General features: G+C 72.1%; 18 protein-coding genes. 12 read left to right on the top strand and 6 right to left on the bottom strand.

The features are described from left to right. Positions 1 to 8 precede the first annotated feature (8 nt). Positions 9 to 1535, top strand: coding sequence for a long-chain-fatty-acid--CoA ligase (locus ABH927_RS12920; protein WP_370021182.1), 1527 nt, complete (start codon positions 9 to 11; stop codon positions 1533 to 1535). A 42-nt stretch (positions 1536 to 1577) separates the two neighbouring features. Here ABH927_RS12920 and ABH927_RS12925 read toward each other — a convergent pair whose 3' ends face one another. Further along, on the bottom strand, positions 1578 to 2609 hold the full coding sequence (locus ABH927_RS12925) for a DUF418 domain-containing protein (protein ID WP_370021184.1): 1032 nt from the start codon (positions 2607 to 2609) through the stop codon (positions 1578 to 1580). A gap of 120 nt (positions 2610 to 2729) precedes the next feature. On the opposite strand from ABH927_RS12925, the gene ABH927_RS12930 reads away from it, so the two are divergent. The 3 genes from ABH927_RS12930 to ABH927_RS12940 all read left to right on the top strand — a co-directional run bounded on the left by ABH927_RS12930 (position 2730) and on the right by ABH927_RS12940 (position 5572). Continuing rightward, a complete protein-coding gene (locus ABH927_RS12930) occupies positions 2730 to 3878 on the top strand; it encodes a sensor histidine kinase (protein WP_370021185.1) in 1149 nt (382 codons plus the stop codon). After that, the gene (locus tag ABH927_RS12935; protein ID WP_370021187.1) at positions 3875 to 4543 is read left to right on the top strand and encodes a response regulator; all 669 of its coding nucleotides are present in this window, start codon (positions 3875 to 3877) and stop codon (positions 4541 to 4543) included. The genes ABH927_RS12930 and ABH927_RS12935 overlap by 4 nt, the downstream gene beginning before the upstream one ends. 129 nt (positions 4544 to 4672) lie before the next feature. Then, positions 4673 to 5572, top strand: a complete 900-nt coding sequence (locus ABH927_RS12940) for an aminoglycoside phosphotransferase family protein (protein ID WP_370021189.1) — start codon at positions 4673 to 4675, stop codon at positions 5570 to 5572. A gap of 265 nt (positions 5573 to 5837) precedes the next feature. Here the strand turns inward: ABH927_RS12940 and ABH927_RS12945 are convergent, their stop codons facing one another. From ABH927_RS12945 to ABH927_RS12965, 5 genes are read right to left on the bottom strand one after another with little or no spacing between them, the layout of a single operon-like run. Beyond that, on the bottom strand, positions 5838 to 7463 hold the full coding sequence (locus tag ABH927_RS12945; RefSeq protein ID WP_370021191.1) for a long-chain-fatty-acid--CoA ligase: 1626 nt from the start codon (positions 7461 to 7463) through the stop codon (positions 5838 to 5840). Further along, a complete protein-coding gene (locus ABH927_RS12950; protein ID WP_370021193.1) occupies positions 7460 to 8512 on the bottom strand; it encodes a hypothetical protein in 1053 nt (350 codons plus the stop codon). Before ABH927_RS12950 ends, ABH927_RS12945 begins: the two co-directional genes overlap by 4 nt. Continuing rightward, positions 8509 to 9249, bottom strand: coding sequence for a VOC family protein (locus tag ABH927_RS12955; protein WP_370021195.1), 741 nt, complete (start codon positions 9247 to 9249; stop codon positions 8509 to 8511). The genes ABH927_RS12950 and ABH927_RS12955 overlap by 4 nt, the downstream gene beginning before the upstream one ends. Further along, positions 9246 to 9983, bottom strand: a complete 738-nt coding sequence (locus tag ABH927_RS12960) for an SDR family oxidoreductase (RefSeq protein WP_370021197.1) — start codon at positions 9981 to 9983, stop codon at positions 9246 to 9248. The genes ABH927_RS12955 and ABH927_RS12960 overlap by 4 nt, the downstream gene beginning before the upstream one ends. Next, positions 9980 to 10537: a nuclear transport factor 2 family protein gene (locus ABH927_RS12965; protein WP_370021199.1), complete on the bottom strand. Its 558-nt coding sequence runs from the start codon at positions 10535 to 10537 to the stop codon at positions 9980 to 9982. The genes ABH927_RS12960 and ABH927_RS12965 overlap by 4 nt, the downstream gene beginning before the upstream one ends. A 188-nt stretch (positions 10538 to 10725) precedes the next feature. On the opposite strand from ABH927_RS12965, the gene ABH927_RS12970 reads away from it, so the two are divergent. From ABH927_RS12970 to ABH927_RS13005, 8 genes are read left to right on the top strand one after another with little or no spacing between them, the layout of a single operon-like run. After that, positions 10726 to 11517 (top strand): ABC transporter ATP-binding protein, encoded by a 792-nt coding sequence (locus tag ABH927_RS12970; protein WP_370021201.1) that lies wholly within the window; start codon positions 10726 to 10728, stop codon positions 11515 to 11517. Continuing rightward, positions 11514 to 12224 carry an ABC transporter ATP-binding protein gene (locus ABH927_RS12975; RefSeq protein ID WP_370021203.1) on the top strand — a complete coding sequence of 237 codons (711 nt, stop codon included), beginning with the start codon at positions 11514 to 11516 and terminating at the stop codon, positions 12222 to 12224. The genes ABH927_RS12970 and ABH927_RS12975 overlap by 4 nt, the downstream gene beginning before the upstream one ends. 12 nt (positions 12225 to 12236) lie before the next feature. Next, the gene (locus tag ABH927_RS12980) at positions 12237 to 13133 is read left to right on the top strand and encodes a branched-chain amino acid ABC transporter permease (RefSeq protein WP_370021205.1); all 897 of its coding nucleotides are present in this window, start codon (positions 12237 to 12239) and stop codon (positions 13131 to 13133) included. Beyond that, entirely contained in the window at positions 13130 to 14260 is a 1131-nt protein-coding gene (locus ABH927_RS12985; RefSeq protein ID WP_370021207.1) for a branched-chain amino acid ABC transporter permease, read from the top strand. The genes ABH927_RS12980 and ABH927_RS12985 overlap by 4 nt, the downstream gene beginning before the upstream one ends. Then, positions 14257 to 15555, top strand: a complete 1299-nt coding sequence (locus ABH927_RS12990; RefSeq protein ID WP_370021209.1) for an ABC transporter substrate-binding protein — start codon at positions 14257 to 14259, stop codon at positions 15553 to 15555. The genes ABH927_RS12985 and ABH927_RS12990 overlap by 4 nt, the downstream gene beginning before the upstream one ends. A gap of 7 nt (positions 15556 to 15562) precedes the next feature. Then, complete coding sequence (locus ABH927_RS12995; RefSeq protein WP_370021210.1) at positions 15563 to 17212, top strand: class I adenylate-forming enzyme family protein; 1650 nt, start codon at positions 15563 to 15565, stop codon at positions 17210 to 17212. After that, positions 17209 to 17601, top strand: a complete 393-nt coding sequence (locus ABH927_RS13000) for a nuclear transport factor 2 family protein (protein WP_370021212.1) — start codon at positions 17209 to 17211, stop codon at positions 17599 to 17601. The genes ABH927_RS12995 and ABH927_RS13000 overlap by 4 nt, the downstream gene beginning before the upstream one ends. Beyond that, positions 17598 to 19151 carry a class I adenylate-forming enzyme family protein gene (locus ABH927_RS13005; protein WP_370021214.1) on the top strand — a complete coding sequence of 518 codons (1554 nt, stop codon included), beginning with the start codon at positions 17598 to 17600 and terminating at the stop codon, positions 19149 to 19151. The genes ABH927_RS13000 and ABH927_RS13005 overlap by 4 nt, the downstream gene beginning before the upstream one ends. Positions 19152 to 19180 lie beyond the last annotated feature (29 nt).

Raw genomic sequence — 19180 nt, forward strand, 5'->3', positions numbered from 1 at the left:
ACGCCCCCATGTCCTCGTCCATCGCCGGTCTTCTACGCCAGTCCGCCACCCGGGAGCCCGGCGCCCCCGCCGTGACCGGTGACGGCCGGTCCGTGACGTACGGCGAGCTCGCCGAGCGCTCCGACCGGGTGGCCGCCGCGCTGGTCGCCGCCGGCCTCGCCCCCGGAGACCGGGTCGGCTACGTCGACCGCAACGCGACCGAATACTTCGAGCTGCTGTTCGGCGCGGCGAAGGCCGGGGTCGTGCTGGTGCCCCTCAACTTCCGGCTCGCCCCGGACGAGATGCGGTGGATCCTCGGCGACGCCGAGGTGTCCCTCGTCGTCGCCGGGCCGGACCACGCCGCGTCGCTGGACGGGATCGGCGTTCCCGTCGTCGCCGTGGGGGACGGGTACGAGCGGTGGCTCGCGGAGCACGACCCGGTGGACCCGCGGCGCGACGCCACCGGCGACGAGCTGATCGTGCTGATGTACTCCTCCGGCACGACCGGCAGGCCCAAGGGCGTGCACGTCACCGTGAACAACCTCAGCGGCGCGGTCGAGCTCTTCGGAGGGTGCTTCAAGCTCGGCCCCGACTCGGTCAGCATGGTGCCGATCCCCTACTACCACATCGCCGGCGCGGGCTGGGCGCTGATCACGCTCGCCCAGGGCGGCACGCTCGTGCAGTGCCGGGAGCCCACCCCGGCGTCCATGCTCGACCAGCTCGTACGGCACCGCGTCACGCACACCGCCATGGTCCCCGCCGTCATCCAGGTCATGACCGAGCTGCCCGCCGCCCGCGACGCGGACTTCTCCGCGCTTCAGCAGATCGTGTACGGCGCGTCGCCCATCTCCGAGAGCCTGCTCAGCCGTGCCGTTGCCCTGTTCGGCGCGGAGTTCTTCCAGTCGTACGGCCTGACCGAGACCGTCGGCGTGACCACGCTGCTCGGCCCCGACCAGCACCTTCCCGGCAACCCCGTCAAGGGGCGGCTGCGCTCCGCAGGCCGGGCGGTGCCGGGCATGGAGGTCGCGATCGCCGACCTGGAGACCGGCCGGCCCGCGGAGCCCGGCGTGGTGGGCGAGGTCATCGTGCGCGGCCCCTGCGTGACCACCGGCTACTGGCGCAACCCGGCCGCGACCGAGGCGGCCTTCCTGCCCGGCGGCTGGCTGCGCACCGGCGACGCCGGATCTCTCGACGCGGACGGCTACCTCTACCTGCACGACCGGATCAAGGACATGATCGTCAGCGGCGGGGAGAACGTCTACCCCGCCGAGGTCGAGAGCGCGCTCGCCGGGCACCCCGCCGTGCTGGAGGCCGCCGTGATCGGGATCCCGTCCGAGCGCTGGGGCGAGACGCCGCTCGCGGTCGTGGTCCGGCGGCCCGGCACGGAGGCGACCGAGGAGGAGCTGCTCTCCTGGACGCGGGAGCGGCTGGCCCACTACAAGTGCCCGACCGCGATCACGTTCGCCGACGAGCTGCCGCGCAACCCCTCGGGCAAGATCCTCAAGCGCGAGCTCCGCCGCCCCTGGTGGGAGGGGACAGACCGGCAGATCAGCTGATCGGTCCGGGTGAACGCCCTGGCCCCGCCAGGGCCAGGGCGTTCAGCGGCGCAGGGGCGGGCGGCGGGCCCAGGTGGCCCAGCGCCAGAGCCACTCGAGGGGGCCCTGGCGGTATCGGCGCAGCCAGAGGGTGGACCACAGCCACTGGGCGGTGAGGATGGCCCCGGCGATCAGCGACACCGTCGTCATGGACCAGCCGTCCGGCGGGCCGCCGAGGACGTGACCGACCGCCAGAACGAGGACCGTGGCGGTCAGATAGTTGGTCAGCGCCATCCGGCCCAGCGGTGCGAAGATCACCCGCAGCGCCGGTCGGAGCGGCGTCCTGAGCACGACAAGCAGGGCGCACACGTACACTCCGGCGACGAGCAGCCCGGCCACGGCCATCGAGAGGCCCATGTCGCTCCGGTCGCCCGTCTGCCACCACAGGGCGGGCGCCGCCCCCGCCGCGAAGACCAGGCCGGCCACCGCCGGCACCAGGATGGACCGCTCGGTCCGGTCGATCAGCCCATACCTGGTCAGGGCCGAACCCAGCAGGAACAGCCCGGGGACCAGCGCGGTCCCGCCGCCGTAGACGGCCAGCGACGTCGCGAGGAGCGCGGCGGCGAGGCAGGTCACGGCCCACCGCGGCAGCCAGGTCGACGGCAGCAGCACCACCAGGCCGACGACGGCGTAGACGGTCAGGATGTCGCCCTGCCACAGCAGCATGTGCGCCAGGCCGAACCCGAGCAGCGCCAGAAGCCGCCGCAGCAGGAGCAGCCGAGGGCGGGCGGCGCGGTCCGCGGCCGACTCCAGCAGCAGCGAGAACCCGATGCCGAACAGCAGCGAGAAGATCGGGAAGAAGCGCTGCTCGGCGAGCAGCCCCATCCACGCGTCCCCCGGGCGTGCCGCTGAAGGGGGCAGGACGACCTCGCCGGCGTTGGCTATCGGCTGGACGTTGACCAGCAGGATCCCGCACAGCGCGAACCCTCGCACCACGTCGAGCGCGGCGATGCGCGGCCGTCCGGAGCCGGTCGTCGCGGGACCACCCGCGCCGGACGGCGCCGGGGCGTGGGAAGGGGAGTCGTGATGGGGCATGAGCCTCACCCTGCGGGCGGCGACCGGGGCCTGGCATCGGCCGGAAGCACGGTTCGCGTCCGCGGGGATCGTACTTTTGACCGGTTCGAGGCGCGGGCGCAGGCCCGTAGCCTGAACGCTGTGAACGTTCCGGATCGGCCGCCCGGGCGCGCCCGGGTCGCGGCCGACGCCGCGCTGGGCGCCGTGTTCGCCGCGGCGCTCGCCGTCTGGGCGGCCGCGATCGCGGACAGCTGGGGCGGCGGCTACTGGCGGTTCGACTGCGCAGCCGGCGCGGTGGTGTGCCTGATCGCTCTGGTGCGCCGGCGTGACCGGCTGCGGGCGGCGGTCGCGGGCCTGGCCGTCGCGGCGGCCGCCATCCTGGTCGCCCGGTTCGCCCAACTGCCCGGTGAGCCCGGCCCCGCCATGGCCTTGGCCCTGTCCGTGCTCGTGGGCTCGGCGATCAGAGCGCTTCCGGTCTTGCCGGCCGGTGCCGTCGCGGCCGGAGGGTTCGCGGTGGCCGCCGGCAGCCTTGCAGCTCACAAGACCTCCCCCGGAGTCCCGGCCGTGATCGTGTTGAACGGCACGGGATGGCTCGCCGCCGTGGCGATCGGGCTGGGTCTGCGACTGCTCGACGCCCGCCGCCGGGCCATCGCGGAGAAGGTGCGCCGCGATGAGCGCCTGGAGCTGGCCAGGGAGCTGCACGATGTGGTCGCCCACCACATCACCGGCATCGTGGTCCAGGCTCAGGCCGGGCGGCTCGTCGCCCGCAAGCACCCTGAAAAGGTGGAGGGCTCACTGGCGGGCATCGAGGCGGCCGGTTCCGACGCGCTGGCCGCGATGCGCCGCGTCGTCGGCCTGCTGCGCGACGCGGACGACGCGGCCCCCGCCACACCCGGACCTGAGCAGCTCAGCGAACTGGTCAGACGCTTCGATGGGCACGGACCCGCGGTGCGCCTGCGACTGCCCGACGGCGAATCGGTGTGGCCACCCGAAGTGACCAGCACCGTCTACCGGGTCGTCCAGGAATCGCTGACCAACATCGCGCGCCATGCTCCGCAGGCCCGCTCGGTCACGGTCAGCGTCGCCCAGGATCGGCAGGCCGTCACCGTCGAGGTCGTCGACGATGCCCCGCCGGTCGCGGCCCGGCACCACCACCGCGGCGGGTACGGTCTGGCCGGGATGCGCGAACGCGTCGAGGCCCTCGGCGGCACGCTGTGTGCCGGCCCGCGCCTCGAGGCCGGCTGGTCCGTGGTCGCCACCCTGCCCGTCCCCGCGGGGGAGCCCCGATGACCGTGCCGACGACGATCAGGGTCCTGCTGGCCGACGACCAGGCGATGGTGCGCGGCGGACTGCGGCTCATCCTGGAGGACCAGCCCGACATCAGCGTGGTCGCGGAGGCCTCGGACGGCGCGGAGGCGGTGGCCCTGGCCCGGCGGCTGCGGCCCGACGTGTGCCTCGTGGACATCCGGATGCCCCGCCTCGACGGCATCGAGGTCACCCGGGCCCTGGCCGGCCCCGGCGTCCCCGATCCGCTCCGGGTGATCGTGGTCACCACCTTCGACCTCGACGAGTACGTGTACGGCGCGCTGCGCGGCGGGGCGGTCGGCTTCATCCTGAAAGACGCCGGCCCCGTCCTGCTCGTCGAGGCCGTCCGGGCCGCGAGCGCCGGGGACGCCCTGATCTCGCCGTCGGTCACGCTACGGCTGCTGCGCCGCCTGACGGCCGCCGGAGCGCCCGCGGCCCGGGGGCCCGCGCGGCCGCTGTCCGAACGGGAGACCGAGGTCGTCCGGGCCATCGCCAGAGGCCGCACCAACCAGGAGATCGCCGCGGAGCTGTTCATCTCGTTGAGCACGGTCAAGAGCCACATATCCGGCATCCAGACCAAGCTCGGGATGCGCAACCGGGTCGAGATCGCCGCCTGGGCCTGGGAGCACCACATCATGGCGCCCGAATAGCGCCGGCTGCCCGGCCTCCGCGCCGTACACGAGGATGAGACACATGAATCCCGGAGGCCGCCAAGCGCTGCCGTTCTCCCATGGTGGCCGTAGGTGAGTGTTGAGCTATTTCCGTCTTCGTTGCCGGTTGTGAGCACGGTGGGCCGGACCGAGAGCGGCCAGTCGTGGCTGGCACGGCTTCCGTCGCTGGTGGAGGAGCTTCGGGAACGGTGGTCCCTTCGCCTCGGGGCGCCCTTCCATGGCGGAAGCTGTTCCTGGGTGGCGCCCGCGAGGCTGCCGGACGGGAGCATGGTGGTGCTCAAGGTGAGCTGGCCGCACCGGGAGGCGGCGGGCGAGGCGGAGGCGTTGCGGTGGTGGAACGGCCGCGGAGCCGTGTGGGTGCATCGGCATGACGAGGAGAGCTACGCGCTGCTGGTGGAGCGGTGTGAGCCGGGCGGCCCGCTGGGGTGCGCGGACCAGCTTCAGGCGGAGGAACGTCTGTTGCTGGGCGCTGAAGTGCTGGGGGAGTTGTGGCGGGTGCCGCCGCCGGAAGAGACTGGCCTGGAACGTCTTGGGGACGTAGCCGGCGAGTGGGCCGATCTGGTGGAGGCCCGGATGGACCGGCTGCGGCCCGGTTTCGACCCGGGACTGGTGGCCCACGGCGCACGGTTGCTGCGCGAGCTGCCCGCTACCGCCACGCGTGAGGTGGTCGTCCACGGCGACTTCAATCCGGGCAACGTGCTCGCCGCCCAGCGGCGACCCTGGCTGGCCATCGACGCCAAGCCGATGATCGGCGATCCCGGCTACGACCCCTGGCCGCTGCTGGGGCAGATCGACCGCCCTTTCGCGTACCCTGATCCGCGCCGTCCGCTCGCCTCCCGCTTCGCGCTGGTGGCAGATGCCCTCGGGGAGGACGAGAGACGTATGCGGGCATGGGCCGTGGCGCGCCGCGTGGAGACGGCGCTCTGGGCCGTCGAGCACGGGGATTCGGCTGGCGCGTGGGAAGCCATGGGCGAGGCTCGGGTGCTGGCGGATCTGACCGGAATGTAATGGTTGGCGGCCGCACGCGGTGTGAGGGCACCGGCCGCCAGATCACCAAGATCAGGCGTGCGCTCGGCCTCGTTCAACAGGGCGGCGAAGCTGCGAGATGCCTCGGTGGCAGTCATCGCTTTCATAGAATCAGATGATCGGTTGTCTGGTTGCTCTGTGCGTGAAGGAGCATGCGGTCATTGATCGACCCGGCCGGACATCGGGGGAGCCGGTGCGGTACGGCCGGCGGAGCCCCGGCGCGGTGGGGCTCCGCCGTACGACGCGGTCAGGGGCGGGGTGAGCCGTGGGTTTCGCGGAGGCGGGTCTTGAGGAGCTTGCCGCTGGCGTTGCGCGGCAGGGTGTCCACGAACGAGACGCCGCTGGGGCACTTGAAGTGCGCCAGGCGCTCGCGGCTCCAGGCGATCAGCTCCTCGCCGGTCACCGCCGCGCCCTGCCGTAGGACCACGACCGCGTGGGCGACCTCGCCCCAGCGCTCGGACGGCACGCCGATCACGGCGACCTCCAGCACGGCGGGGTGACCGGTCAGCGCGCTCTCGACCTCGGCGGGGTAGACGTTCTCCCCGCCGCTGACGATCATGTCCTTGATCCGGTCGTGCAGGTAGAGGTAACCGTCCTCGTCGAAGGAGCCGCCATCGCCGGTGCGCAGCCAGCCGCCGGGCAGGATCGCCGCCTCGGTCGCCGCCGGGTTGCGCCAGTAGCCGGCCATCACGTGACCGCCGCCGATCAGCACCTCGCCCCGCTCGCCGGGCGCCACGTCCTTCAGGGTGTCCGGGTCCACGATGCGCATCGGCACGCCGTGCATGGGACGGCCCGCCGACAGCAGCCGCCGCTCCTGACCGGGATCGGGCAGATGGTCCTCCGGGCGGAGCACGGTCACGCCGCCGGTCGACTCGGTCAGCCCGTAGCTCTGCAGGAAGGAGCACCCGATGGCGTCGGTCGCCGCCCGGATGACCGGCAGCGGGATGGGCGAGGCCCCGTAGACGACGTACTTGAGCGCCGACCAGTCGTAGGAGGAGACGTCCGGCAGCGACACCAGGCGCTGGATCAGCGTCGGCACCAGCGCGGCGTGCGACACCCGCCGTGAGATCAGCAGGTCGCGCAGGTCCTCCGGGGCGGTGGCCATCTCCAGCAGCAGGGCGGCCCCGTTGACGGCGGCGACCATGGCGAGCCCGAGCCCCGAGATGTGGAAGTAGGGGATGGGCGCCATCGCCACCGACGTCTCGTCGAGGTCGATCTCGTAATGCATGGTCGCCAGGGCCTGGCCGAGGTTGCGCCCGGTCAGCATGATGCCCTTGGGCAGGCCGGTCGTGCCCGACGTGTAGAAGATCAGCGCGGTGTCGCCGGGGTCCGCGAGGACGCCCGGGTCCGTCGCGGGCTGGGCGTCCAGCCACTGCTCGTACGGCGTTGCCCCTGCTCCTGCCGTGACCACGCGAAGCAGGGACGGCACGGTTTCGGGCGGCGGCGCGAGCCCGTCATCGCCCGCGCCGAGCACGAGGACGGCGGGCTCCGCGTCATCCAGGATCCGCGTTACCTCGGCCGGGGCCAGCCGGTTGTTCACCGCGGTCGCGATCGCGCCGATCTTGGCGCAGCCGTACAGCACCTCCAGGAACGACGGCGCGTTGACGCCGATGTAGGCGACCCGGTCGCCCGCCTCGACGCCGTCGGCCAGCAGGGCGCGGGCCACCTGGCTGGACCGGGCGTCCAACTGGGCGAAGGTGGTGACCCGGTCAGGCTCGATGACGGCGGGCAGATCGGGAGTGGAAGCGGCCCTGCGCCGGAGGATGTCGGCCAGCCGCTCGACGCGGGTTCCGTCGGCGTGCAGCGCGTAGCCGGCGTCCGGGCCCGGCCGGCTCGGCCCCATGACCACGCGGTCCGTGTCGTAGAGCGTCACGGTGCCTCCGGGAACCTGAACGGCGCGAAGACGGGGGGCTCGAAGAGACCGGGCGGGGCCGCGACCACCTCGGGGATGGCGCGGATGACCGGGCCGGCCGTCACGAACTGCGCCGCCGTCGTCCGGCTGACGGGGTCGTCCGGCTCGATGAGGTTGAGGGTCATGGTCATGGACGGCTTGCCGGTGACGGTGACCGTCCAGTGGTCGCGCCCGGCGTAGCGGGGCTGCTCCGGGTCCATCGTCCAGATGATCGACAGCGTCAGCACGCGCCGCCCGCCGGCGATGGCGTGCCAGCGCCACTCGGTGGCGGCGACGGTTCCGGCGGGGATGGTGCCCGCCGCCACCTGGAGGTCGCGGCCGGCGAGCTCGACGTGGTGGTCCGGCTCGTAGCGCTCGACGTCGAGCCCCATGCGCTCCGCCATGAACGCCAGGGTCTCCTTGTACAGCATGCCGTACAGCTTGGGCAGCTCACCGGCCGTGAGGTCGATGGCGGCGGGGTCGGAGCCCATGCCCATCACGTCGAACACGAAGTTGGGGTCGGGCATCCGGGTGGCGTCGAGCACCTCGTCGATGGCGATGTGCTCCAGCTCCAGGTTGACCCCGCTCAGGGCGAGGACGATCCGCTCGCCGATCACGCCGGGGCTGACGCCCACGCCGTACAGCGTGGTGCCGCCCTCGCGGCAGGCGGCGAGGAACATCTCCTCGCGCTCCAGGCCGTGCGCGCGGGGGAAGTGGTGGCCCGCCGTCGTGATCACGTTCTTGCCTGACCGCAGCAGCGCGCGGATGTCGGCGTCGTGCGTCTCGTACGGCACCTGCAGGCGGGGGGTGTGGATCACCACGTCGGCCGCCGTGTCCAGGATGTCCTTCACCTCCCGGGTGGCGATGACGCCGGTGAGGGGGCGGCGGGCGATGTCTCCCGCGTCGCGGCCGGCCTTGCGGTCGCCGTAGACGTAGAGGCCCGCGAGTTCGAGGTCGGGGGAGTCGAGGATCGCCCGCAGAGTGGTCTTGCCGATGGCGCCGGTCGCCCACTGGATGACGCGCAGTGTCACGTGTTCTCCTTTCCGGTGGCTCCGCCGATGAGGCCGGGGATGAGCCGCAGGGTCACGCCCGCCAGGGAGAACTCGCGGGCACCGCCGGTTTCGTGCGGGGCGCCGCGAAGGTCGGCGGCCACCAGGCCGCGCCGGTCCGCGACCGGGACAAATCTGACCAGGCCGTCGCCCACGCGGACGCCTTCGGTGGTCCGCTCGGCGCCGAACAGCCGCGCCCAGAGCTTCGCCGTCTCCTCGGGGCGGTCGACGGCGATGTCCACCGCGAGCAGGTCGAGAGGCGTGCCGGGGCTGCCGGGCGTCTCCCAGTCGTCGTAGTGCCACTCCTTGCCCGGCGGGATCTCGTCGGCCTCGACGAGCACGCCGAGCTCGCGGGGGTGGAGCTGGGTGATGGTCGCGCCCTGGAAGTCCTGCTGGTGGGTGATCCTGACCCCTTCCTTCTCGGCCCGCGCGGTCAGCCCGGCGGTGTCCGGCACGCGGAGGGCGACGACGTAGCCGCCCTCCCCGGAGGCGAGGAAGCGGTGCAGGGGGGAGGTCTCCGAGGCGGGGGCCACGATCTCCAGGTAGGTGCGGCCCAGGGTGAGCACCTCGTTGGCGATGCCCCAGGCGTCGAGCTCCGGGTCGGGGAACCCCTTGGGGAGGCCCAGCTCGCGGCGGGCCAGCGCGGCGGTCGCGGCCAGGTCGTGGGTCGCGACGGTCGCCTGTATCAGGCCGAGCTGGACCAGGTCGAGCGCGCTCATTTGGTGGTCCTGAGCGTCTGGGCGTTCAGCAGCTTGGCGAGCTGGCGCTCGTATCTGGCGGGGTCGCGGGCGGCGCGGGCGCGGGCGTCGACGGCCATCCAGTCGGTGTCCGCGACGTTCTCGCCCCGCTCGACCGCCTTGAGCCCGGCCCTGGCGATGTCGCGCGGATTCTCCTTGGCGCCGTCCACGTGGGCGGCCATCCGGGTGTCCACCGAGCCGACGATCAGCGCGGTGACCTGCGTGCCCTGCGGCTCCAGCTCGGCCCGGGAGATCGTGCTCAGCCAGAGCGCGGCGGCCTTCGAGGGGGAGTAGCCGCCCATGAACGGGGCCGGCACCATCCCGGCGACCGAGAGGACGTTGGCGATGGCCCCGCCGCCGTTCGCACCGAGCACCGGGGCGAAGGCGCGGGTCATGTTGAGGACGCCGAAGAAGTTGACCTCCATCTCGTCCCGTGCCGCCTGGTGGTCGTCGGTCAGGACGAGGCGCTGGTTGGCGTGGTAGCCCGCGTTGTTGATCAACAGATTGACGTCGGGGCAGGCGCTCGCGGCCTCGGCGACCTGGCCGGGGTCGGTGACGTCCAGCCGTACCGGCGTCCCGATCTCCACGTCGCGCGGGTCGCGCGCGGCGGCGTAGACCTTGGCCGCGCCCTGGGCGAGCAGCTCCTCGACGAACGCGCGGCCGATGCCGCGGTTGCCGCCGGTGACCAGGGCGACGGCCCCCTCGACGCGGATCATTGGGCGGCTCCCTTGTCTCCCTGGTGTCCCCGGTAGACCAGGTCGCTCGGGTACTTCCCGCCGCGGGCGAGGACTCCGGTGTCGGGGACGAGCATGCCGAAGATCCAGGTCTCGGCGGCGGGCGCGTCGTGGTTCCACTCCCACACCAGCGCGCGGTGCGCGATGCCCCAGCGCCCGTCGCGCCGCTCCATGCGGTCCACGATCCGCGCGCCGACGAAGGAGTGGCCGAGGCCGTCCGGAGTCTTCACCCGGCTGAACGTGGTGACGTACGACTCCGCCTGCGCGGTGTCGCCGTCCAGATCGATCAGCACGTTGGTCATGCAGTGCATGGTCAGGCTCTTGGGGTGGGTGACCGTGCGGGAGATGCTCGCGACGTAGTCGGCGGCGGTCCCGCTGAACACGCCGCCGTGGTCCTCGGTCGCGCCGGGCAGGTAGCAGGCGGCGAGGCCGTCCACGTCGCCCCGGTCGGCCGCGCGCAGGTAGCGCGCCAGCACCTCGTATATCTCCTGCTTGTCGAGCAGCGCCTGGACCGCGGGGTCGCGCTGGTCAGTCACGTGTGGCCTCCTCATCGCGTGTCTTCTGCTGCACGCTACAACTAACAGAGTTAGTTCGCCAGAGGTCGTTACGGACAGGTTTCGACCGGGTTGCGGACCGTTGACGTGTTCACTCTTTTTGTTGTAGTAAATGCGGTCACCGGCATCACACTGCTAACTGAAGCATGAAGCTCGCATTGGAGCGGCAGATGCAGACGGACATAGAGCCCGAAACCAGACCCTCGCTCGCGGTTTCGGACGTGACACTGCGGTTCGGCGGGGTGGCGGCACTCGACGGGGTCGGCTTCACCGTGGCCCCCGGCGAGATCTGCGGCCTCATCGGGCCGAACGGGGCCGGCAAGACGTCTCTGTTCAACTGCGTCACCCGGATCTACCGCCCCGACTCGGGGCGGATCGCCTTCGGCGGCACCGACCTCTCCCAGGTGCGGCCGCACGACGTCGTACGGCTCGGCATCGCCCGGACCTTCCAGAACCTCGCGCTGTTCCCCTCGCTGACCGTCCTGCAGAACACGCTGGCCGGCGCCCACGCCCGTAATCGGGCCGGGTTCGCCGGGGCCCTCGTGGGGTGGCCGGGGACCAGGGCCACCCAGCGCCGCCTCGAAGGGGAGGCCATGGACATCCTCACCGAGCTGGACCTGCGCGACCTCGCGCACCGCCCGGCGCGGGGCCTGCCGTACGGCACGCTCAAGCGGGTGGAGCTCGCCCGCGCGCTGGCGGCCAAGCCGCGGCTGCTGCTCCTCGACGAGCCCGCCGGCGGCCTGACCCACGCGGAGGTCCGCGACCTGGGCGACCTGATCCTGCGGCTGCGCCGCGACCACGAACTCGGCGCGCTACTCGTCGAGCACCACATGGGCCTGGTCATGAGCATCTCCGACCACGTCGTCGCGATGGAGTTCGGCCGGAAGATCGCCGACGGGACTCCGGAGCAGGTGCGCGCCGAGCCCCGCGTGGTCGAGGCGTACCTCGGGAAGGCGTCATGACACTCCTCACCGTGGAAGGGCTCACCGCCGGCTACGGCCAGGCGCGGGTGCTGCACGGCGTCGACCTGGAGATCGGGAAGGGCGAGGCCGTCGTCGTGCTCGGCGCCAACGGCGCGGGCAAGACCACGACCATGCGGGCCCTCGCGGGGCTCCTGCCGTACACCGGGCAAATCGGCTTCGAGGGCCAGGCCCTCGGCGGGCTCCGCCCGGACGCGGTCGTCTCGCGCGGCGTCAGCCTCGTGCCGCAGGGCCGGGGGACGTTCTCCCACCTCACCGTGCTGGAGAACCTGCACGTCGGGGCCGCCCTGCGCCGCGACAGGGACGGCATCCGCGAGGACGTCGAGCGCTGGTGCTCGGTCTTCCCCGTCCTCGCGGAACGTTCCCGTCAGGCGGCCGGGACGCTGTCGGGCGGCGAGCAGCAGATGCTGGCCGTCGCCAGGGCGCTGATGAGCCGCCCGCGCCTGCTGCTGTGCGACGAGCCGAGCCTCGGCCTCGCCCCGCGCGTGGTCGCCGGGCTCTTCGAGGTCCTCGCCCGAGTCAACCGTGAGGAGGGGGTCGCTCTGCTCATCGTCGAGCAGAACGCCGAGCTCGCCCTGAGCATCGCCCACCGGGTCTACCTGCTGGAAGTCGGCCGCGTCGTGGCCTCGGGCACCGCCGACGACTTCCGCGGCGACGAGACCATCCGACGCGCCTATCTGGGCTACTGAGGAGCGCCGCCCGTGGACATCTTCCTCGAACGACTCTTCGACGGCCTCACCAACGGAGCCGTCTACGCGATCATGGCGCTGGCCCTGGTGGTCGTGTTCCGCAGCACGGGCACGATCAACTTCGCCCAGGGTGAGATGGCGCTGTTCACCACCTACATCGCGTGGTGGCTGACGACCGTCGGCGTCCCGCTCTGGGCCGGCACGATCGCCGCCGCCGCCGTGGGGTTCCTGCTCGGCGCGGTGGTGGAGCGCACGCTGATCCGGCCCGTACGGCGGCGCAGCGACATGGCCACGCTCATCGTCGCCCTCGGCCTGTTCACCGCGTTCAACGCGCTGGCCGGGCTGCTGTGGAACTCCGAGACCAAGCCGATGCCCAGCCTCTTCCCGAGCGGGCTCAAGGACTACCTCTCCGTGGGCGGCGCCCGGCTGTACATCGACGCCCTCGGCGTCTGGCTGGTCGTCATCGCCCTGATCGGCGGGGTGTTCCTGCTGTTCAACCGCACCCGGCTGGGGCTGCACATGCGCGCGGTGGCCGACAATCCGGAGTCGGCGGCGCTCAGCGGCGTGCGGACCGGCCGGATCCTCATGCTGGGCTGGGGGCTCGCCGGGATCGTCGGCTCGCTCGCCGGGGTCCTCGTGACGCCGCTCTCCCCGCAGCAGCTCAGCCTCCAGACGATGTTCCCCATCCTGATCTACGCCTCGGCCGCCGCGCTGTTCGGCGGCCTCGACAGCCCGCTCGGCGCGGTCGTCGGCGGGCTCGTCATCGGCGTGCTGGAAGCGCTGATCACCGGCTACGTCGAGTTCATCGGCGGCACGCTGCCGCAGACGGCGGCCCTGGTCGTGATCGTCCTCATCCTCCTCCTGCGGCCCACCGGGCTGTTCGGGACCCGTCAGATGGAGCGGCTGTGACCCTTCTGGACCAGCACGACGCCGTGGGGGCCCCGCCCGCATCCCGCCGTCTTCCCATTGTGATCCGGGGCGGGTCCGGGGCGCACCGGGCGCTGCAGGTCGCCCTCGTGGTCGTCGTCGCCCTGGTGCTGCTCGGCGGGGCCTCCGCCGAGCCGTTCCGGGTCGGCCAGCTCACCAGCGTGCTGATTTTCGCGATCGCGATCAGCGGGCTCAACCTGGCCACCGGCTACACCGGGCTGCTGTCGATCGGGCATTCGGCGTTCTTCGGGCTCGGCGCGTACACCACGGGAGTCCTCGTGGTCTCCTACGGCGCGGCGCCGATGTCCACGATCCCGGTCGCCGTCCTGCTCTGTTTCGTGCTCGGGTTCGTCGTCGGGCTGCCCGCCCTGCGCATCCGCGGGCTCTACCTGGCGATGGTCACCCTCGCGGTCGGCGTCGCGTTTCCCGAGGTGGTCAAGCGGTTCGAGGACGCGACAGGGGGAGCGGCCGGCCTGGTCATCCGGTCCCGGCACCTCGCCCCGCCCGCGTGGACCGGCCTGACGGTCGGGCAGCGCGGCCTGTGGCTCTACTGGGTGAGCGCCGCCGCGCTGCTCCTGGTGCTGCTGCTCATCCGCAACCTGACCCGGAGCCGCGCGGGCATCGCCATGATCGCGACCCGGGACAACGAGATCGCCGCCGCCGCCTCCGGCGTACGGCTGGCGACCATGAAGACCGGCGTGTTCGGCCTCTCTGGGGCCGTCACGGGTCTCGCCGGAAGCCTGTTCGCCATGTACGTCGGCGCGCTGTCACCCGACGGCTCGTTCACGCTGCTGAAGTCGATCGAGCTGATCACCGGGCTCTTCGTCGGGGGCGCGGCCACGCTGCTCGGCCCCGTCATCGGCGCGCTCGCCGTCGTCTACCTGCCCTATTTCACCTCCGACCTGGCATCCGGACACGTGTCCGGCGTCCTGTTCGGCGTCATCCTCATCGTCATCGTGTTCCTGATGCCGGAGGGGGTCGCCGGAGTGGCCGGCCGGGCCGTACGACGTCTCGTCCAGATAAGCCCCGCGACCGGGGACGGCCCCTCCCAACCACGGGCCGAGCGGGCAACATCACCCACCCGTGAATCAGAGGGAGATCCCAGATGAGAACCAGATATCTGACCGTGGTCGGCGTCTCCGCCGCGCTGCTCGCCGCAGGCTGCGGCGGTGGCGGCGACAAGACGACGGACGACGACCCCGCCAAGCCCGCCGGATCGGCCGCCGCCGCCCAGGGCGTCACGCCGCTCGACGGCTGCGCCGACCCGGACGCCGCCAAGACGAAGATCACCGGGACGCTCAAGGTGGGCTGGAGCGCTCCACTGTCCGGGCCGCTCGCGGGGGCCGTCGGCGCCGTCCTCGACGGCATGAAGGCGCGCTTCGCCGTGGCGAACGCGGCCGGCGGCATCGGCGGCGTCAAGCTGGAGGTCGTCGCGAGGGACGACGCCTTCAACCCGGAGAAGGCCAAGGCCAACGTCAGCGAGCTGATCCAGAAGGACGGCGTGCACGTCCTCGACACGTTCGGCTCCGGGCAGCTGAACGCGGTCGCCGACGACCAGAACGAGGCCTGCGTGCCGCTGCTGTTCGCCCAGGCGGCCGTGCCGGCCTACCGCGACGCGGCGACCTACCCATGGACCACCGAGTACCTCGCGTCCGCCGAGGTCGAGATGGCCGTGGTCGTCCAGGGCCTCAAGAAGAAGTACCCCAGCGGCGCGACCGTCGCGCTCGCGGTGAACCAGACGGAGTCGGGCCAGGGGTACGCCAACGGCTTCAAGAAGGCGATCGAGGGCACCAACATCAAGATCGTCAAGGAGGCTCCGCTCACCGACCCGAACGCCGCCGCGACGACGCTGAAGGCGAGCGGCGCGCAGGTCCTCGTGGACGCGGGCGTCACCACCGACTGCCTCGCCCTGAGCATGGCCGTCGGACGGGCTGGCTGGAAGCCCGACAGCTTCATCCAGCCCGGCAACTGCGTCGACGGCAAGACGCTGTTCGAGCCCGCGGGCGAGGCGGCCGACGGCCAGCAGATCATGGTGTGGCTGAAGGACCCGGGCAACCCGATCTACGCCGACGACGCCGCGGTCAAGCAGTACCTGAGCGACACCGCCGCCAACGGCGCCAAGGCCCCCGCCAACAACTACACGGTGAACGGCTGGGCCATCGGAGACCTCATGGTGGACGCCTTCACCAAGGCGAACTCGTCCTCCGACGGCCTGAGCCGCGTCGGGATCATGAACGCGGCCCGGACCCAGAACTACCACCCGCCGATGTTCATCGACGGCATCGACTTCACGATGTCGGGTGCCAAGTCGATGGGGATCATGGCGTTCCGTCCCTTCACCTGGTCGAGCTCGAAGAAGGTCTTCGAGCCCGCCGGTGACGTCATCGACACCTCGGGAGACTGATCCAACGATGAGAGGGCTGCACCCCGCTGAGCGGGTCGAGGAGTACGTCGCCAGGGGCTGGTGGACGCGGGAGACGCTGGACGACCTGTTCCGGGCGCGGGTGGCCGCGGCGCCGGACCGGCTCGCCATCGTCGACCCCGCCAACAAGGCCGACCTGGTGGGCGCGGAACCGCGGCGGCTCACCTGGAGCGAGTTCGACGCCGAGGTGGACCGCCTCGCGTCGGTGCTGCGCGACCACGGGCTCCGGCCGGGCGACGTGCTGGCCGTACAGCTGCCGAACACGGTCGAGCTGGCCGCCGCCTACCTCGCCGGCTGGCGGCTCGGCCTGGTGATCTCCCCGCTGCCCGTGCAGTACAGGGCACACGAGATCGGGGAGCTCGGCGCGCTCGCGGGATTCGCCGGCTTTCTCACCGTGACAAGAATGGGCGGACGCGACATGGCTGAGGAGGCGCGCGCGGCACTGCCCGGCCTGCGCGTCCTCCTCGCCCACGGCGACCCCACGTTCGACGCCGAGCTGGCCGCGGCCCGCGGCCCGGTCGCGTCGCACGCCGGCGACCCCAACGACTGCGTGACCATCTGCTGGACGTCGGGCACCGAGAGCACCCCCAAGGGCGTGCGGAGGACCCACTACGACTGGCTCGCGGCGAGCTGGGTGACCGTGGACGCGCCCCGGCTGACCGCCGACGACGTGCTGCTGAACCCGTTCCCCATGGTGAACATGGCCGGCATCAACGGCATGTTCCTCCCATGGCTGCGGGTCGGCGGCGTGCTCGTCCAGCACCACCCGTTCGACCTGCCGACGTTCCTGCGGCAGATCGCGGAGGAACGCGCGACCTACACCGTCGCGCCGCCCGCGCTGCTCACCATGCTGCTGGCCAGGCCCGATCTGCTGGCGACGACCGACATCGGCTCGCTGCGCCTCATCGGGTCCGGCTCGGCTCCGCTGGCCCCGTCGATGGTGAAGGGCTGGCAGGAGGACTACGGCATCGGGATCATCAACTTCTTCGGGTCGAACGAGGGCATCGCGCTCATCACCGACCCGCATGACGTACCCGATCCGGAGCAGCGGGCGCTGTTCTTCCCCCGGTACGGCGTGCCGGGCGTGAAGTGGTCGATCCGGTCGGCGGAGCAGATCTCCACCCGCCTGGTCGATCCCGACACCGGTGAGGAGGTGACCGAGCCCGGCCGTCCCGGCGAGCTGCGCATCAAGGGGCCGATGGTCTTCCCCGGCTACCTCCAGGGCGACCGGCTCCCGAGCCCGTTCGACGAGCGGGGCTACCTGAAGACCGGTGACGTCTTCGTCATCGACGGTGAGCGCGGGGAGTTCCTCCGCTACGTCGACCGGGTCAAGGACCTCATCATCCGGGGCGGCATGAACATCGCGCCCGCGGAGCTGGAGGGCCTGATCAGCGCCCACCCGGACGTCGCGGAGGTGGCCGTCCTCGGCTACCCGGACGAGGTGCTGGGCGAGAAGGTGTGCGCCGTGGTCGTCCCGAAGGAGGGGCGCACCGTCACGCTGGACGCGCTGCTCACCCACCTGCGGGCGGCCCAGATCGCGTCCTACAAGCTGCCCGAACGGCTGGAGCTGCGCGAGGCGCTGCCCCGCAACCCGGTCGGCAAGATCCTCAAGCGCGACATCAGGAGAGAGCTCGCATGACGGACCAGAGACTTCGCGTCGCACAGGACATGATCGACGCCTGGAACGCGCTCGACTGGGAGCGGGTGATCGGCCTGTTCGCGCCCGACGGCGTCCTGCACAGCGTGATGCAGGAGCCGCTCATCGGGCGGGAGGCCATCCGGGAGCGGCTGGCCGTGCTCGCCGAAGGGCTGGAGCGGCTCGACATCAGGGTCAAGGCCATGGGCGTCGTCGACGGCCGCGTCTTCATGGAGCGGCTCGACGTCTTCGACGCGCGGGGCAGCCACGGCGAGGTCCCGGTCGTGGGAGTCCTCCGCATCGAGGACGGCCTGGTCGCCGAGTGGCTGGAGTACTACGACCGGGCCACCCTGCTGCGGGGCATGGGTCTGTCGGCCGACTTCGCCGAATGAGCGCCCCCGACGCGTTCCCGGACAGCTGGGGCGGCCTCCTCAGGGCCGCCACCCGCCGATTCGCCGACCGCACGGCGATCGTGGCCCACGGCGAGCGCCGGACCTACCGGGAGCTCGCCCGCAACGCCGCGAGGTTCGCCAACGCCCTGACCGGCCTGGGCGTACGGCCCGGCGACCGGGTGGCGCTCATGATGGAGGACCGGGTCGAGGCGCTGGAGGCCTACGTCGCCTGCGCCTTCGGCGGGTTCACGGCGGTGCACGTCAACGACCGGCTCAAGGCGGCCGAGGTCCAGGCCATCCTCGAGGACGCCGACGTCCGGGCGTTCGCCTGCACGGCGGGGCGGAGCGCCGTCGCGGGCCAGGTCGCCGGGCTCGGCGACCTGGCCGCGCTGGTCACCGTGGGCGGCGAGCCGCTTCCCGGCGGCCTGCGCTACGACGGCCTGCTCGCCAAGGCGTCCGACCGCGCCCCGGAGCCCGTCCCGGGAGAGGGCGCGGCGATCATCGGCTACACCAGCGGCACGACGGGAACGCCGAAGGGCGTCGTGGTGGAGAACGCGACGCTCGCCAGGATCATCCGGCACATGCCGTACCACTACCGCCTCGCGCCGGGCAGCCGCTGCGCGTTCACCGGCACGTTCTCGTTCGTGGCCGCGCTGTGGGGCGTCGTCCTGCCCCACCTCTACCTCGGCGGCACCCTGTCGTTCATGGCCGGGCGGGCGCCGGACGCGTGGGTGGACGCCATGATCCGCGAGCGCTCCACCTTCACGTACGCCCCCAGCCCGCTCGTCCCCGCGTTCACGGAGGAGGTGCGGCGGAGGCCCGAGGTGCTCGGCAGCCTCTCCGGGATCCTGCACTCGGCGTCCGCGCTCCCGCCCGACCAGGTCCGCGACCTGGTGGAGGTGGTCGGCCCGCGCTACATCGAGACGTGGGGGATGACCGAGACCGGCGCCCCCGTCACCGCCACGACGGCGGCCGACTGGGGCCCCGGCTGCCCGGCGGACGACATCTACGCGTCCGCGGGGCGGCCGGTGCCGATCGCGAGCGTGCGGGTCATCGGGGAGTCGGGGGAGTTCCTCCCGGCCGGAAGCACGGGGGAGCTGGTCGTCGAGTCCGACACGCTCTTCGCGGGCTACCACAACCGGCCCGGCCTGACCGCCGAGTCGTTCAGCGGCCCCTGGTTCCGCACCGGCGACGCCGGGCACGTCGACGAGGCCGGATACGTCTATATCACGGACCGGATCAAGGACATGATCATCACCGGAGGGATGAACGTCTACCCCGCCGAGGTCGAGAACGTGCTGGCCGGCATGCCGGGGGTCGCGCAGGCGGCCGTCTTCGGCCTGCCCGACGCCCGCTGGGGCGAGACCGTGGCCGCCGCCGTCGTCCCGGCCGGGGAACACGCGCCCGACGCCGAGGAGGTCGTCCGGTACGTCGGCGACCGGCTCGCCGGTTACAAGCGGCCGACCCGCGTGTTCGTCGTGGACGCGCTGCCCCGCACCGCCAGCCTGAAGGTTCGCAAGCAGGAGCTCCGCGACCGCTTTTTCCGGTAGGGAAAGTAGGCTTTTCCTCCTATCATGCG

It is taken from the genome of Planotetraspora sp. GP83 (assembly GCF_041262585.1).
Classification (GTDB): Bacteria; Actinomycetota; Actinomycetes; order Streptosporangiales; family Streptosporangiaceae; genus JAOEGB01.

Coding starts and splice junctions, on each gene's coding strand:
- ABH927_RS12925 (WP_370021184.1), bottom strand. CDS start 2,609: ATGCCCCATCACGACTCCCCTTCCCACGCCCCGGCGCCGTCCGGCGCG.
- ABH927_RS12995 (WP_370021210.1), top strand. CDS start 15,563: ATGAGAGGGCTGCACCCCGCTGAGCGGGTCGAGGAGTACGTCGCCAGG.
- ABH927_RS12960 (WP_370021197.1), bottom strand. CDS start 9,983: ATGATCCGCGTCGAGGGGGCCGTCGCCCTGGTCACCGGCGGCAACCGC.
- ABH927_RS12955 (WP_370021195.1), bottom strand. CDS start 9,249: ATGAGCGCGCTCGACCTGGTCCAGCTCGGCCTGATACAGGCGACCGTC.
- ABH927_RS12975 (WP_370021203.1), top strand. CDS start 11,514: ATGACACTCCTCACCGTGGAAGGGCTCACCGCCGGCTACGGCCAGGCG.
- ABH927_RS13000 (WP_370021212.1), top strand. CDS start 17,209: ATGACGGACCAGAGACTTCGCGTCGCACAGGACATGATCGACGCCTGG.
- ABH927_RS12970 (WP_370021201.1), top strand. CDS start 10,726: ATGCAGACGGACATAGAGCCCGAAACCAGACCCTCGCTCGCGGTTTCG.
- ABH927_RS13005 (WP_370021214.1), top strand. CDS start 17,598: ATGAGCGCCCCCGACGCGTTCCCGGACAGCTGGGGCGGCCTCCTCAGG.
- ABH927_RS12935 (WP_370021187.1), top strand. CDS start 3,875: ATGACCGTGCCGACGACGATCAGGGTCCTGCTGGCCGACGACCAGGCG.
- ABH927_RS12920 (WP_370021182.1), top strand. CDS start 9: ATGTCCTCGTCCATCGCCGGTCTTCTACGCCAGTCCGCCACCCGGGAG.
- ABH927_RS12990 (WP_370021209.1), top strand. CDS start 14,257: ATGAGAACCAGATATCTGACCGTGGTCGGCGTCTCCGCCGCGCTGCTC.